The organism is Raineya sp. (assembly GCF_053497555.1).
Genome location: NZ_JBRCWE010000062.1, coordinates 1 through 15,223, shown reverse-complemented (window position 1 = coordinate 15,223; position 15,223 = coordinate 1). Strand labels below are relative to the sequence as shown.

Sequence of the window (15,223 nt, the reverse complement as noted above, 5' to 3'; positions counted from 1 at the left end):
AAGTTTTTGTTTAGCTATCGCACAAAAATAAAAAATAACTGAAAAGTTTGTTTATTTAGACAAAATTGTAAATTTGCAAATGTTGCAAAGCAAAATCAATGAAATTTCGTATCAGAAGAGAAGTCCGTTGGCTCTTGGGGTTATTGGGCATAGTATTTTTGTTGGGTGCTTCGGGAAGCTATTACGAAAATCAGTATTGCCAAAAGCTATCCATAGAAATTGATGACAACGGAGGTAATTTTTTTTTAGATGAAAAAGATATTCAAAGTCTTTTGGATAGCAACAGCCGTGAATTTTTGCTAAATACACCCTACAAGTTTATCAATACCAGACATTTAGAAAAAAGGCTCAAAGCCAATGCTTTTGTAGAAGATTGTATCATCAGCAAAAAGCTGAATGGAGAGCTTGCTGTATGGGTGCGTTTGGTAAAGCCTATTGTAAGAATTTGGAACAAACAAGAAAGTTTTTATTTGGATAGCAAAGGCAGAAGTATTCCTTTTTCTAAAAAATTTACGCCTCATTGTTTGGTTTTGAGTACCGATGAAGTAAATTTTGACTTTGAAAACAACGAAAATGATAAAAAATTGTTAGCTTTGCTTCAAAAAATTACATCAAATTCTTTTTTTCGCTCACATATCGCACAGATTGCCAAGTTTCGTCAGGGTTTTAAGATATATTTACAGCTGTCGGAGTCAGAAATTGATTTTGGAAGTTTAGAAGAGTGGGAAAATAAATTACGAAAGTTAGAAATTCTTTGCCGTTATATTTTGCCTCGCAAGGGCTGGAACGCTTACGAAAAAATTAGCTTAAAATATCATCAACAGGTTGTTTGTGAATATGCAAAACGATAGAATTGTTGTCGGTTTAGACATTGGTAGCACTAAAATTTGTGCTGTGGTAGCTCGTCAGGACGCACTGGATAGAGATAGAATTGAAATATTAGGTTTTGGTAGAGCCGAATCGGAAGGGGTAAATCGTGGTGTGATTTCTAATATAGAAAAAACCGTAGAGGCAATCAAAAGTGCCATAGCCAAAGCCTCACAAATGTCTAATATTCGCATAGAAGTTGTAAATGTAGGTATTGCAGGGCAACATATACGTACTTTTACCCAAAAAGGTGGCATTACCCGTCATTCTACCGAAGACGAAATTTCCAATGCTGATGTAATGCGGCTCATTAACGATATGTACAAAACGCCCATTGCCGCAGGCTCGCAGATACTTCACGTGATGCCCCAAGATTTTATTGTAGATAACGAAACCGACATCAACGACCCCGTAGGTATGGCAGGCGTGAAATTGGAAGCCAACTTTCATATCATCACCGCCCAAACTACCTCACTGGATAACATCAAGAAATGTATCAAGAAAGCAGGGCTTACCATTCAAGACCTTATTTTAGAACCCATAGCTTCCAGTTTGGCTTGCCTTACCCCCGAAGAGCGTAAAGAAGGCGTTGCCTTGGTTGATATTGGCGGGGGTACTACCGATTTAGCTGTTTTTTACGACAATATCCTTCGCCATACGGCGGTTATTCCTTTCGGCGGAAAGGTAATCACTTCCGACATCAAAAATGGCTGTATGCTTATGGAAAACCAAGCCGAATTGCTAAAAGTGCGTTTTGGCAAAGCCATTGCCGAACAAGCCAGCAGTATGGAAGTGGTATCCATTCCCGGCTTACGCAACCGCCCTGCTCGTGAAATTTCTCTTAAAAATTTAGCCCGCATCATTGAAGCCCGAATGACTGAAATCATTGAAGAAGTCTATAAAGAAATTTTGCGTTCAGGTTGCCACGATAATCTTTCGCAAGGCATTGTACTAACTGGCGGTGGCTCACTTTTAGAGGGCATTAAAGAATTGTTTGAACTGCATACAGGTTTGCCTGTACGCATCGGGCACCCTACCGAATACCTTACACCTACGAATATCAATCTTGTCAATCAACCTTCTTATGCTACGGCTATTGGCTTGGCACTGGCAGGTTTCCGCTCCTTGGACGATAGAGATTTATTACCTCAAAGCAATAACACTCCCTCAGCCCAAACTACTTCTACTGAAGTCCCTAAAAAAGAAAAAAACACCAAAGGACAATCTTTCTCTGGATTTTTGAATAAACTCATTGACCGCACCAAGAGCTTTTTGCTTGATGATGTTGATGACAAAGATGATTACTAAAAATATGGTAACCTCTTGTGTATTTTTTTTCTAAAAATAGCATAAGCAAAGTAATTTGTGTTAAACCATAAACTATGAAAAGACTACTTTTCTTTGTGCTTTTTTTGTGCTTTACCAATGCCTTTGCACAAAAAGCCGATAGCGTAGAACGCTTAAAACTTTTCTTGAATTGCACCTCTTGGTGCTTTGAGGATTATGTACGTACCGAGCTTTCTTTTTTTGATTTTGTTCGGGACAGGTTTCAAGCAGATATTCAAGTGCTTATTATTAGCCAAGATAACGGAGCAGGTGGCAGTAACTATACGCTCACTTTCATTGGGCAAAATCAGTTCAAAAACCATAACGATACGCTCAAATTTTCTACCAAGCAAGCCGATACCGAAGATATGATGAGAGGACAACTTGTCAGAACGCTCAAATTGGGCTTGGTAGCATACCTAAAACATACCGAATGGGCAAATCAGATAAGCGTAGATTTACCTAAAAGAGCTACCGAAAAAGCTCTTATCCAAAAAGATAAGTGGGATTATTGGGTTTTTACTCTGGGCGGCTGGGGTAACTTGAATGCAGAAAGTAACTTTCTAAATTATGGATTAGACCTCTATTTTGATATAAACCGAATAAAACCAGAACTAAAAGTACAAAGCTCTTTTGGCTACAATGTAAATTTCAATAAGTTTATTTTTGAAACGCTTGATAGCGATGGCAATGTGTATTCAGAAACTATCAAAGCTAAAAATGAAGGACATTATGCAAATGCTTTGGTAGTAAAAAGCCTTTCGGAACATTGGGCAATAGGGGGCTATGCCCAAAATGGTTCTTCGGTACGTAGTAATTTACGTCTGTCCAGTACCATAGCCCCTGCGATAGAATACAATATTTTTCCAAATTCTGTAAATACACAAAAGCAATTTCGCCTAATCGCTCAGGCAGGCTATCGTTTATGGCACTTGCGAAACATCAACGAAAGAGATAGATTACTGGAACTGGAGCCTTATTATCGTTTTGATGCCATTATCAGTTTGGTTCAACCTTGGGGAAGCGTAGGCGGTCAGATTGGTGGTCATCATTTTTTCAGAGATAAAGATACTTATCGCTTTTCGGGTAGAGTAAATATCAGTTGGAGAGCCTTTGAAGGCTTTAATCTGAATCTCAATCTTGGGGCTTCGTATGTACAAGACCAAATTTTCTTTTTGCCCAAAGATATCAATCGCGACAATGTACTGCTGGGAGCAGGTATTTTAGGCACTAACTTCACCATTTGGGGTTTGGGCGGTATCAGTTATACTTTTGGCTCTATCAATAATTCGGTGGTGAATCCACGTTTTGGAGGAATTTATTTTTAGGCTAAATGCTTAAAATTTTCACAAGTTCCATCATCTCTTGGCTAATGGGTTTTACTTTTTGGAAAGTATCTTCGAAGGGGGTATAAACCACTTGGTCGTTGATGATACCTGCCATTACATTTTTATATCCTGCTAGCAAGCCTTCTACGGCGGCATAGCCCAATCGGCTGGCAAGCAAGCGGTCGCGTGCCGTAGGCGAGCCTCCTCGTTGTATATGCCCAAGCGTACTTACGCGTATATCAAACTGATTGGGTAGCATTTGCTTGATTTTCTCTGCTACTTCTTGTGCCCCTCCTTCCTCATCGCCTTCGGCAACAATTACAATGGAAGAGGTTTTAGACCTATTCCAGCCTGCTTGTAAAATTTGAGCTACTTCGGCACTGCTCATCAAGGTTTCGGGTACCATTACAATTTCAGCCCCTCCTGCAATACCGCAAGCTATCGCAATATAACCCGAATCTCTACCCATTACTTCAATAAAGAAGACCCTATCGTGAGAATCGGCAGTATCCCGAATTTTATCTATTGCTTCCAAAGCCGTATTGATAGCCGTGTCGTAGCCAATGGTATAATCGGTGCCGTACAAGTCGTTATCAATCGTTCCCGGACAGCCTACTGTGGGAATGGCATATTCGTTGTAAAACTCCACTGCCCCCCGAAAAGTACCATCGCCTCCTATGGCAACCAAGCCCTCTATGCCTAATTTTTGCAGATTTTCGCAAGCCTTTTTTCTGCCTTCGGCAGTCATAAACTCCTTGCTACGAGCCGATTTGAGTATTGTCCCACCTTTCTGAATAATATTACTCACCGAACTGGATTTCATTGGTACAATATCGCCCTGAATCATTCCATTGTAGCCTCGCATTATGCCAAAAACTTCCATTCCTCTATAAATAGCCGTTCTGACCACAGCCCTCACACAGGCATTCATACCTGGGGCATCGCCTCCTGATGTAAAAACAGCAATTTTTTTCATAAAAAATGAATTTTCGGTAAGTTATGAAAAAACCTCTAAATATGCGAAAAATAAAAGAAAATTAGACGCTATTGACTTATAGCGATGATGCCGCTTTGAGCAACATCATCGCTTGCTACATAAATTCGGTTATATAGCCCAAAGCAAAACCCTCTCGTTATTACCCCATCAGTTGAGCAATAAGGCTGGCACTAAATATGGTGAGCATTGTCCAACCGATTACCCCTTCTATCACTACCAAATACCTTGCGATGCCTTTCGCCTTGATTTCCCCATAACCCAGCGTTACAAAGCAGTTCATACTGAGTGCCATTGAATTGACTATCCGCATTATCAAGCCCCAAATCAGCAAAAATATTATCGCAAAAAATATCCTTGTGCTTACCCATAGCTTTCGCTTGCGGCTCATTTCGTGCCAATTGCCTTGCGTAAAATCCATTTTCCTCAAAAACCACCTCTGCAAATAGTAGTATAGCTTTGCCGTAACGAGCAAAGGCTTCAAGAAAAATGCCAATACACTCGGTATGTTGCCCTCTGTGATTTCCAAGCTCTTGCGAAATGCCTCTAAATCATCTAATTTCTTTTGAATTTCGGCACTTCTAATTTCTGTGTAGCCCCCTTCTTTTTGCAGTGCCAAGCCCCATTTCTGCAAGGCTTCCCGAAATACCGAAGGCATCAGATAGTCCCTTACGGAAGGAAATACGGACAACAACACTGCAAATGCTATGATAAAAATCCAAGAGCGTTTGAGTGCCAAAAAGGGATTGGTGCCATACTCGGAAACATAATCCAAAAACTCATAAAATTTCCACTCTAACCATAAATCCAAATCGCCTGTTTTGTGGTAGCGGTATCGGAGGTAGCGGGTTTCTAAACGTTTCAAATCTATAAAACAGGCATTGGCAGAGGCTCTATCGTTTTGGTCTTTGTACATTTTATGAAACTTGTAGTAGTAGAGAAGCAAATGTTCAAACTCGGTGCTATCGGCAAGTTCTTTATCGGTATTGCCGTGATAGACGGTGGTTTTAGCATTACTAATTTCTGTGCTCAAACCTTTCTTAAATTGTCTGTAAGGTATATAGGCTGTTTCGAAGTTGATAAGATTTCGTTCATAGCCACTTTTGGCACTGCCACTGCCGAGTGAGAAATCATTGTTGAAGCGGTTATTTTCCAAGAAAATCTCATCGGTGATTTTTGAACCTATCAGAGAGAAATGTGAATTGAAAGTACAGTTGGTAATACTTAATTTTTCGCAAGTTACATCTCTAAAATAAAAACCATTCAATGATTCGGAATTTTCTTTTTTCAACTCATCTGTCATTTTTTCAAAAGTACAGCTATCTATTTGAATTTTTTGGAAAACTCCACTAATACTTGACTCATTAAATACAGACTTTTTTGTTTCCTTAAAAAACCTATTGGAAAATACAGATTTTTTGATAGATAGCTCCTCACCACCATCAAGAAGTAAGATATTTTTGAACTTACAATTTTCAATAGTAACTTTACAACGTATCGCTCCAAGACCAAAGTCTTGAATGATACTTTCCTCTAAATTAAGATTAAAGTTTTTAATTATTATCGGGGCAGGATAAGTAATTCCATTGAAAGTTATTTTAGGATATTGACCTAATACAAAAGATTCTATATTACATTTCCATATATGCGATCTTATATCGTTATCATTCATATTGCTTGTTAAGTACACACTAATATCACGAAAAATATCACTTTTTTCAAAATTTGGCATAAAAGAAAAAATCTCGCCAACATCCTTAAGAGTGCCTCCAAGAATTTTGATATTACTAGACTTTTTTAACATTGAAATTTCTTTCTCAGTAAATTCAAATGTTATCCCCTTTTTGAATTTCATTCTTCTGATAGATATGGGGTAATTAAGCCTTAGCTCGGAGCTAAGACTAATAGAATTTTGCCAATAAATATTTTTAAACTCAAGTTTTTTATCAATTGTGATTACTGGCAAAAGATTATCTAAATATTGCTCGTCTGTTTGCAGGTAGCCAGAAAGAAGGAATTGGTTTCCAAATATCCAATTATACTCTTTAACAACTTTTTTATTGGAGGTCACCAGTAGCCCAAACCTCAAACTATCGGTTTGGTGGTTGTAGTAGATTTCGGCATTTTCAAGTCGGTAGGTGCTATCGGGGTGCTTTTGTATTTCAGCAAAAAGCTCGCTGTACGAAAGACGGCGACGAGGCTTCTTTTGGGCTTCTACCTCAGAGGCACACAAAACTGCCAAAACGAGAAAAAGGGCTATTTTTTTCATAAATGTACAAGGTTAAGAATTTTCCTTTGAAAAAAATAAAAAAACAGCTCAAAAGCAAATAAACCTCACTTTTGAGCTGTTAAATGTCTTTTTACCCTTTTTTTTACTCAATTTTGAGAAAGGAAACTATCTCCTTTATTGAACATAGCCACATCTTCTTGCGAAAGTTCGTTGAATAAGAAAACATAAAAGATTTTGCGTTCTACTTCCAGTTTTCCTGCTACCATTTGCACCAAAATTTGGTTTCCGAATTGGTCAATGATTTTGCCTGTGGTACGCTTGTTGAGAACCTTGTAGTTGAGTTGGAATTTGCGGTCTTTGAGGTCAATGATATTTTTGTAGTCGGCTTCTACGAGTACATCTACCGATTGCCCTTCTAATTGGCTTCGCTTGTAGCGAAACTTTCGCAAAATAAAGGTATTTACTTTCAGAATAGTAAATTTCTCGTCAGTAACAATAATGCCGTCATAAATTTTGCTCAAAATCATTTGGAATATAGCCGATTCTTCCGAAACATTGTTTAGCTTGGCTTCAAACTCTTGCATCCAAGTATCGTATTCTTTCACGCGTCTTTGCAATTCTAACTCTTTTTCTTCAATTTGCTTATTGAAATCTTGGGCTTCTGCAAGGAGTTTGAGGTTTTTCTCGTTGGCTTTTACAGCGGCAATGTTGGTAGCAATACGGCGAGAAAGACGTTCAATAAAATCAATTACATACTGCTCATATACTTGCATAGAAGCAAGTTCCAAAACACCTTCAATTTTTTCATCGGTTTTGATAGGAACAATCAGAATAGAGGTAGGTTTCAAGATACCTGTACCCGATTTGATAAAAGTGTAATCTTCGGGAATATCGGTAATAAGTTTGGTATCGCCTTCACGCCAAGTTTCGCCGATAAGTCCTTCGCCGAAATTGATACGTTTTTTCAAATATTTTTGTCTTTCGTAGGCGTAAGCGGCGGCAAGCTCCAAATAAGGGGCATCGTCGGTACCGCTTACAATAAACAAACCACCTTGTACCGAACCTGTACGTTTGGTAAGTTCTGTGATAATTTCATAAGACTGCTTGACGATATTGTCGCTGTTGTTTTTCAAAATTTCGCCAAACACTGCAAAACCTTCATTTTCCCAACTGCGTTGTTTTTCTTGACTAATGAACTCTTGGAGTTGCTCGTTGCGTTGCTCAGCTTCTTGGATACTGGCTCTTAGCTTTTGAAGCATAATTTTGAAGTTTTTGGCAAGGTCGCCTACTTCGTCATCAGTGGTTACTCTGTCCAAAAATTCGTCTTGGCTACGCAAACCTTTTACAACGGATTTAGCAACTCTATCCAGCACAATAATAGGTTGCGAAATGCTGAAAGAGAAATACACCGCAAAGAATCCGCCTGTAACGAGCATAATGATAAGAGCGGCAATCACAATGAGGCGAGCTCTGAAAATCAGCCCTTCAATGTAAAAAGAAATTACCTCAAAAAGCGATTGCACTTCGGTATTGATTTGTTCATAAATTTTAGCAAGTTCTCCACGCAAGCCTTTTTTGCTATCAAAGCCAATTTCTTGCTCTATTTCCACAATCATATCAAACATTCTTTCATAGTCGGCAACATATTCCATAAAGGTTTCCTTGCGTTTTTCGTCCAGTGGGCTATCTACGATTTTACGTTTGAGCTTATCGGCAGTTTGGTGAAGTTTGGTTTTGTAATCCAAGTCTTTACGCAAGAAAAAGTCTTTTTCGTGTCTGCGAAGTTGCAAAACAAGCTCCTTATCTACGTCTACTTTTTCTAAGAAATGCACATAATCCCTCATTCTACCCTCCATACCAAAACTTTTGAAGCCTCTTTCTTTAATTCTTTTGCGAAGCAATTCAAAAAGGCGATTGTATTTTTCACGGGCTTCGGTAAGGGCTTCAATTTTTTGATTGAGGTTAAATTCTTTGGTAGTTGGGTTTTCGTTGAGGCGGGCGAGCAGTTTTTTACTTTCTCTGACATTTGTTTCAATGAGTGTGATATTTTTACTTTTGCCACTTCCCATAAAAACTTCGTCGCGGGCATCTACTACAATAAAATCTTTCTGCAAAACGTCTATTTGAGCCATAAGGTGTCTTAGCTCATTCAAATCGTCTTTGTAGGCTTGGTAACGATTGATACTTCCCTGATACAAAAAGGCAATCCCTCCAATTACCCCTGCCAGCGTGATAAGAAGCAAAAAGGAAAGCAAAATTTTCGTTTGAACTCTGCGAAAAGATATTTTCATAATTCCTGCTTTTTAGTCCAACAAAATATTGTAGGTTCAAGAGTTTGAAGTTTAAGGTTTAATGCTCAAATTTTCTAACCTTTTTTGACCTCATCCACCCCAAAGGAGATGATATACATATGAAAATCAAAATTTTGGGCTAAAAATTCATTTATTGGCTAAGTCATTTTGCAATGCTTTATTCCTCTTCCTCCAAGCTAAACGCATACAAATTATTATCTAACTGAAATGTACCTTCTTGGTAGCTTCTGACAAAATTTTCAATTTCAGTTTTATCAATTTTATCTCGGTTCAGAGCTACGGTCATTAGTACGAAAGCATCATCGTCTTGGTAGTCTTCATCATCATATTCAACGAATTCTTGCACTTTTAGTTCGCCTTCGGCTTCTAATTCTGCGATAATTTCTGCTTTGTATTCCCAAATCTCCTCCCAACGTTTTTCTGATAGTTTGCTTTCGTAGCCTTTGTAGTCAGGGAAAATTTTTTGAGCCTCTTCATCTGCTTTTTCTTCCAGAACAGCCATATAATGCAGGTGCAAAGGCATCAGAGCTGTATCAAACAAAACTTCCTTGTCTTTATATTTTCCTACGAAAAAAAAGTAAGCGGTTTCCTCGTCTTGGTCTTCATTGGGGTTATAGACCCAACGCAAGTTGTTTTCTTTCAAATATTTTTTGATGCTCAAAGCATCGTTAGCATCAAAAGGGACTTTGTGTTTCATTTTTCAAAGATAAGTTTTTACAAACAAAAAACAAACTTTATTTTCCTAAAAGTTCAAAAAACAAACTGCTTACCATTTCTGATAAGCAGTTTATGTATCTTTTTTACCTTCCCCCTTGCGAGCTGATAAACTCTTGTAGCTCTTGGCGGGTGCCGCTGAACGAAAACTCATTGCCTACCATAAAATACTGACGACGCTCTTCAATAGAAGTGTATTCGTATAGAAATTTAGCGATTTCAAGACGTTGGTCGTCAAAATTAAAAAGTTTAACAATGCCTCTTACTTGTTCTACCGAAAAGCAGTTGTAGTTGCGAGTAATATTTTTGGCTACTCTCATTCGGTTATCGGATATATTTTCTCGGCGAATAGATTGTACTATATTGGCGTAATCGTTGTTGCTTACAGCACAAACGGTACCGGGCAAGGTATTGTTGTTGGGGTTACTTAACTGATTTTGTTGTAAAAATGCTTCCCATTGCTGATAATTGACACGATTTTGGAAAACTTGTGAGGCGGTAAGCAAATTGCCAGCATCATAAATATTGGGATAAGAAAGACGCATAGCATCTAAGCGGTTGTTTTCGTTATTGAGCAAAGAAACCAGTCGCATCAGTTGCGAAACCGCCAAGCAATTGGTTTGTACTGCCTGCCGAACAGCATTAAAACGCATATTTTCATTTTGCAAGCTACGAATACGAATCGCAATGCTTTGGAATACGCTTTCGGAAATGGGAGCAGAGCAATTTTTAGCTCCCCAATAATTCTGATAGTCAGGATAATTGTAAAGTGGATAACCTGTAAAATCGGGTGCATTGGGGTTGGTAGGATTTACAGGATTGGTAGGATTGTTGGGATTTGTGGGGTTAGTAGGGTTATTGGGATAGATATTGATTGGTGTTCCCCCTTTGTTGATGAAGTCGTATAACATTACTACCGAAGAAAATTTGGTAAAGCCGTCATATACTACGTAATAGTTTTCGGGGTCAAAGACGGTGGCGTAAGCATTTTCGGCAAGGGCAAGGCGGTTTTGCTCTTCACGAAACAAAGACATCAGCTCGCGAATTTGCTCGGCAGAAAGGCAGTTGTCTTGTGCAAAACGTACTGCATCTTGCAATTTGCGGGCTTCGTTACCCATAGCACTTATTTGCTGTTTGCGTTGCTGAAACAAACTATTTGCCAGCGGGCGAGAGCAACGATTTTGAGCTTGTACAACAATAATGCTCAGAAATAGCATTGAAACAAGTAAAAACTTTTTCATACAATTGCAGGGTTAAGGTTAGAAAACGAAACACAATTGGCGTGTATGCAAAGGTATAACACGCTTACATTTCAAAGACAATTAGCTTGCCAAAGTGGTATTTTTTTGGGTAATTTTTTCAAAATCATCACTTAAAGAAAACTCGTCCTCACATTCTTTTGCACTGATTTTCAGAACTTTGGCAAGAGAAAGCAGTACCAAAGTACGAGAGGCAGTTTGAGGAGAAATCCCTGCAATTTTTGAAAACTGCTTTACGGTGATAATGGGGTGCGAAGCCAAATATTGCATTAGTTTGTGTTCTTTTTCGCCATAATGAAAGCGATAATTTTTATTTTTTTTGCGTTCTTTCAGATAATTACGCATTTCTTTGCTGGCTTGTATACTTTGTTCGCCCACGCGTACATATACTTTGCCTTTGTCTTCGCCCTTGATAATCTGGTGGGGTAGGCTTTCGCTTTTAGGAATATGAAACAATAAAACTTCGCGTTCGGAGTCTTCATCAAGAGGTAAGCGTTCTATTTGATAAGAAATTTCAGGAAAGCAGTATTCGGCAATGGCTTTTTTCAAGATGTACTCATCTTCTTCGGGGAATTTTGCACCGATAATTTGCCTATCATCACTTACGCCAATAATGAGCATACCTCCATCGGTATTGGCAAAGGCAACTACCTCACGAACAATTTTTTCGGGGTGTTTGGTTTTGAGTTTGAACTCTACGTTCAATCCTTCACCTTGCTTGACAATTTTGCGGAGTGTTGCTAAATCCGTTTGCATTTCCGCTGTATTTAGCTACCTGCAAATAAAACATTTTTTTCCGAAAAAACGTTATCAAAATCTAAAATTATTGTTGAATTACCTTGAAAAATGCTCAATTATTAGCAAGAATGATTATTTTTGCAACAAAACTTATTTATGAAACTGAAAGAAGAAAAAATAAAACAGATACAAAAACTTTGTGAGCAAAATAACGTAAAGTCTTTGTATGTGTTTGGTTCTGTTTTGAGAGAAGACTTCAATGATACTTCTGATATTGATTTTTTGATTGATTTTAGTGAAAACGACCCTTTCCGTTACACAGACCTTTATTTTTCTTTCAAACAAATGCTTGAAGAGATTTTACAACGAAAGATAGATTTATTGGAAGAAAGAGCCATTAGAAACCCACTTCTAAAAAATCATATTGATAGCAACAAGCAGAAACTCTACTAAAAAATAGTCAAGGATAATTATGGCAACTCACCTAAAAAATTTAAGCGAATATTCACCAGTAAATGTGGCAGATGTAAGCCACAAGCGTTTTGGGATAGTTGTAGCAGAGTGGAATAGCGAAGTTACAGAGGCACTTTTAAGCGGTGCTACCAAAACTTTACAAAATTATGGTGCAAAAACAGAAAACATCGTCATCAAAAGAGTAGCAGGAAGTTTTGAATTGCCATTGGCTTCGCAGTGGCTTGCTCAAAGAGCCGATATTGATGCTGTCATTGCGATGGGGTGCATTATACAAGGCGAAACAAGGCATTTTGATTTTATTGCTCAGGCTGTTGCCGAAGGCATTATGCAAGTGGGTTTGAAATACAATAAGCCCGTCATTTTTGGGGTGCTTACGACCAACAATTTGGAGCAAGCCCTTGAAAGGGCAGGAGGCAAACACGGCAACAAAGGCGAAGAAGCCGCCATTACGGCTATCAAGATGATAAATTTTTAAGGTTTCAGCAGTTATGATAAAAAATATTTATCTTATTCGGCACGGAGAAACAGACTACAACCGCCAAGGAATGGTACAGGGCAGAGGCATAGATGCCGATTTGAATGATACAGGTAGAAAGCAAGCCCAAGATTTTTTTCAAAAATATCAGCATTTACCACTTGAAAAGATTTACTATTCTACACTCAAAAGGAGCTATCAGACCGTTCTACCTTTTATAGAAAAGGGTATTGCTCACGCAAGCCACGAAGGTTTAGATGAAATCAGTTGGGGCATACACGAGGGCAAACCCTTTACCAAAGAAGCACACGCAGAGTATCTGCACTATATACACGAATGGCGAGCAGGCAATACCAATGTAGCTATTGCACAAGCCGAAACTCCCGAAGAAGTACGCCAAAGACAAGAAAAATTTACAGAAATCTTGCTTCAAAGCCCTGAAAAAAATGTGCTTATTTGCTCACACGGTAGAGCTATGCGTATTTTACTGGCTTGGTGGCTTGGATATCCGCTTTCACAAATGGATATGTTTCAGCATTTCAATCTTTCGCTGTATCATTTGCAATATACAGGTTCAATGTTTCGGATTGTCAAGCACAATTGCCTTGAACACTTGAAAGCAAGATGAGTTTTCCATCTCCAAAATTTTCATAAATCCCATTGTGATATAGCAGGAAAGCTCTCGTAGCAGGTCATATCAAAACGGCAGGGAACAATAGAAATGTAGCCATTATCCAAAGCCCATACATCTGTATCGTTTCCTGGGTCTTCATTGATAAAATCACCTACAAGCCAATAGTATAGCCTACCGTGGGGGTCTTTACGTTCATCAAAATTTTCTTGCCAACGAGCCCGAGCTTGGCGACAAATCTTTATTCCTTTGATTTCTCCTTGCATAATAGCAGGGAAATTAACATTCAGGGCTACGTATTTGGGAATTCCATTCCGAAGAGCTTCGGAAGCTATGCGTTTCACATAGCCACGTATATGCGAAAAATCCGCATTATAGGCATAATCGCAAAGCGAAAAACCAATAGCTGGTAGTCCTTCAATAGCGGCTTCTATCGCCGCCGACATTGTGCCCGAATACAAAACATTTACCGAAATATTACTACCGTGATTGATACCACTCACCACTAAATCGGGTTTTCTATCTTTGAGAACGTGATGTTTGGCGAGTTTTACGCAATCGGCGGGTGTGCCCGAACACTCGTAAGCCTCTACGCCTAAATCCTCGAAAACATCTGTTTTGTAGAGGCGTAGGCTTTCATTGACCGTGATGGCGTGTCCCATTCCCGATTGGGGCTTATCAGGGGCTACTACAACTACTTCACCCAGTTCAGCCATTAGTTCTACCAATGTCCTGATACCTTTGGACGTAATGCCGTCGTCATTTGAAATTAAAATCAAGGGTTTGGTTTTCATTAGCTTTTATGTTGAAGGGATACAAATTTCAAAAGATTGTAATTATTTACGTTCAAAAAGTTTATTGTTTGATGTTCAAGCCTTCAGGGGCTTTATCTCTCATTTTCTGTCTGACATTTATTTTCTAAAATCCTGTTTCCTATTTCTTGTTTCTTGCCTTTTGCTTCAAACCCAAAGTCTAAAATTTTTTCTACAAAGGCAGGCACGCTTTTTTCTAAATCAGGGCTTTGTTCAATATGTTTGATAAAAGCACTTCCAATAATGGCACCATTGGCATATTTGCAGGCTTTTTGGAAACTATCTTTATCCGAAATACCAAAACCAACAAGCAAAGGATTTTTGAGGTTCATTGCTTGAATTTTCTTAAAATAATTCTCTTGCTCCTCGCTAATGCCCGTTTTGGTGCCTGTGGTAGTAGCCTGTGAAACCAAATATACAAAGCCTCGGCTTGCCTCATCTATGGCTTGGATACGTTCAGGAGAAGTCTGTGGGGTAATCAAGAAGATTTTATGCAAACCGTACTTTTCAAAGACACTGCGGTATTCGTTCAGATATTCTTGTAAGGGTAAATCGGGGAGTATGATGCCATCTATGCCTATTTGAGCACAACTTTGACAGAACTTTTCTATACCAAATTGAAGAACAGGATTCAAATATCCCATTAGTACTATGGGTATTTGTACTTTGGAGCGTATATCTTGCAATTGCTCAAAAAGCATAGCAATTGACATACCATTTTCCAAGGCTTTCTGACTGCTTTTTTGGATAGTTTCACCATCGGCAAGCGGGTCCGAAAAAGGCATACCAATTTCTACCATATCTACGCCATTTTGAGCAAGAAGTTGTAGAATAGGCACGGTACTATGCAAATCAGGAAAACCTGCTGTAAAATAAAGGGTAAGAATATTGTTTTTTTTCTGCTGAAAAAGCTGGTCTATGCGATTCACAAAATTATATTTAGATGTTATCATCAAAAATCGCTCAAATATACTATTTTTCAAAAATTTTCTTACCAAGAAAAACAATATTTTGAAAAAAGTTTTTAACTTTGTTTTTTAGAATAAAAAGCCAATAATTATTC

General features: G+C 38.4%; 14 protein-coding genes. 6 read left to right on the top strand and 8 right to left on the bottom strand.

The window, feature by feature from the left end:
- The first annotated feature begins 98 nt into the window (after positions 1–98).
- The 3 genes from ACWITO_RS07950 to ACWITO_RS07940 all read left to right on the top strand — a co-directional run bounded on the left by ACWITO_RS07950 (position 99) and on the right by ACWITO_RS07940 (position 3,521).
- Positions 99–851 carry a cell division protein FtsQ/DivIB gene (locus tag ACWITO_RS07950; RefSeq protein WP_448529462.1) on the top strand — a complete coding sequence of 251 codons (753 nt, stop codon included), beginning with the start codon at positions 99–101 and terminating at the stop codon, positions 849–851.
- Positions 838–2,175: a cell division protein FtsA gene (gene ftsA, locus ACWITO_RS07945; protein WP_448529461.1), complete on the top strand. Its 1,338-nt coding sequence runs from the start codon at positions 838–840 to the stop codon at positions 2,173–2,175. The genes ACWITO_RS07950 and ftsA overlap by 14 nt, the downstream gene beginning before the upstream one ends.
- Before the next feature lie 74 nt (positions 2,176–2,249).
- Entirely contained in the window at positions 2,250–3,521 is a 1,272-nt protein-coding gene (locus ACWITO_RS07940) for a hypothetical protein (protein ID WP_448529460.1), read from the top strand.
- Between the two features lies 1 nt (position 3,522).
- Here ACWITO_RS07940 and pfkA read toward each other — a convergent pair whose 3' ends face one another.
- The 6 genes from pfkA to ACWITO_RS07910 form a co-directional block, all read right to left on the bottom strand.
- Positions 3,523–4,497 carry a 6-phosphofructokinase gene (gene pfkA / locus ACWITO_RS07935; RefSeq protein ID WP_448529459.1) on the bottom strand — a complete coding sequence of 325 codons (975 nt, stop codon included), beginning with the start codon at positions 4,495–4,497 and terminating at the stop codon, positions 3,523–3,525.
- Between the two features lie 160 nt (positions 4,498–4,657).
- On the bottom strand, positions 4,658–6,784 hold the full coding sequence (locus ACWITO_RS07930; RefSeq protein WP_448529458.1) for an ion channel: 2,127 nt from the start codon (positions 6,782–6,784) through the stop codon (positions 4,658–4,660).
- A 107-nt stretch (positions 6,785–6,891) separates the two neighbouring features.
- Positions 6,892–9,036, bottom strand: coding sequence for a GAF domain-containing protein (locus tag ACWITO_RS07925; RefSeq protein ID WP_448529457.1), 2,145 nt, complete (start codon positions 9,034–9,036; stop codon positions 6,892–6,894).
- A 178-nt stretch (positions 9,037–9,214) separates the two neighbouring features.
- Positions 9,215–9,754, bottom strand: coding sequence for a hypothetical protein (locus ACWITO_RS07920; RefSeq protein ID WP_448529456.1), 540 nt, complete (start codon positions 9,752–9,754; stop codon positions 9,215–9,217).
- A 103-nt stretch (positions 9,755–9,857) separates the two neighbouring features.
- Positions 9,858–11,012 carry a DUF4476 domain-containing protein gene (locus ACWITO_RS07915; protein ID WP_448529455.1) on the bottom strand — a complete coding sequence of 385 codons (1,155 nt, stop codon included), beginning with the start codon at positions 11,010–11,012 and terminating at the stop codon, positions 9,858–9,860.
- An 81-nt stretch (positions 11,013–11,093) separates the two neighbouring features.
- Positions 11,094–11,786 carry an RNA-binding domain-containing protein gene (locus ACWITO_RS07910; RefSeq protein ID WP_448529454.1) on the bottom strand — a complete coding sequence of 231 codons (693 nt, stop codon included), beginning with the start codon at positions 11,784–11,786 and terminating at the stop codon, positions 11,094–11,096.
- A gap of 138 nt (positions 11,787–11,924) precedes the next feature.
- Here ACWITO_RS07910 and ACWITO_RS07905 point away from each other — a divergent pair, with 138 nt between their 5' ends.
- From ACWITO_RS07905 to ACWITO_RS07895, 3 genes are read left to right on the top strand one after another with little or no spacing between them, the layout of a single operon-like run.
- Complete coding sequence (locus ACWITO_RS07905) at positions 11,925–12,221, top strand: nucleotidyltransferase family protein (protein ID WP_448529453.1); 297 nt, start codon at positions 11,925–11,927, stop codon at positions 12,219–12,221.
- A gap of 19 nt (positions 12,222–12,240) precedes the next feature.
- Positions 12,241–12,717, top strand: a complete 477-nt coding sequence (ribH, locus tag ACWITO_RS07900; protein ID WP_448529452.1) for a 6,7-dimethyl-8-ribityllumazine synthase — start codon at positions 12,241–12,243, stop codon at positions 12,715–12,717.
- Positions 12,718–12,730: 13 nt separating this feature from the next.
- Entirely contained in the window at positions 12,731–13,345 is a 615-nt protein-coding gene (locus ACWITO_RS07895) for a histidine phosphatase family protein (RefSeq protein ID WP_448529451.1), read from the top strand.
- Positions 13,346–13,365: 20 nt separating this feature from the next.
- Here the strand turns inward: ACWITO_RS07895 and surE are convergent, their stop codons facing one another.
- Positions 13,366–14,142: a 5'/3'-nucleotidase SurE gene (gene surE / locus ACWITO_RS07890; protein ID WP_448529450.1), complete on the bottom strand. Its 777-nt coding sequence runs from the start codon at positions 14,140–14,142 to the stop codon at positions 13,366–13,368.
- A 92-nt stretch (positions 14,143–14,234) separates the two neighbouring features.
- A complete protein-coding gene (gene trpA / locus ACWITO_RS07885) occupies positions 14,235–15,143 on the bottom strand; it encodes a tryptophan synthase subunit alpha (protein WP_448529449.1) in 909 nt (302 codons plus the stop codon).
- Positions 15,144–15,223 lie beyond the last annotated feature (80 nt).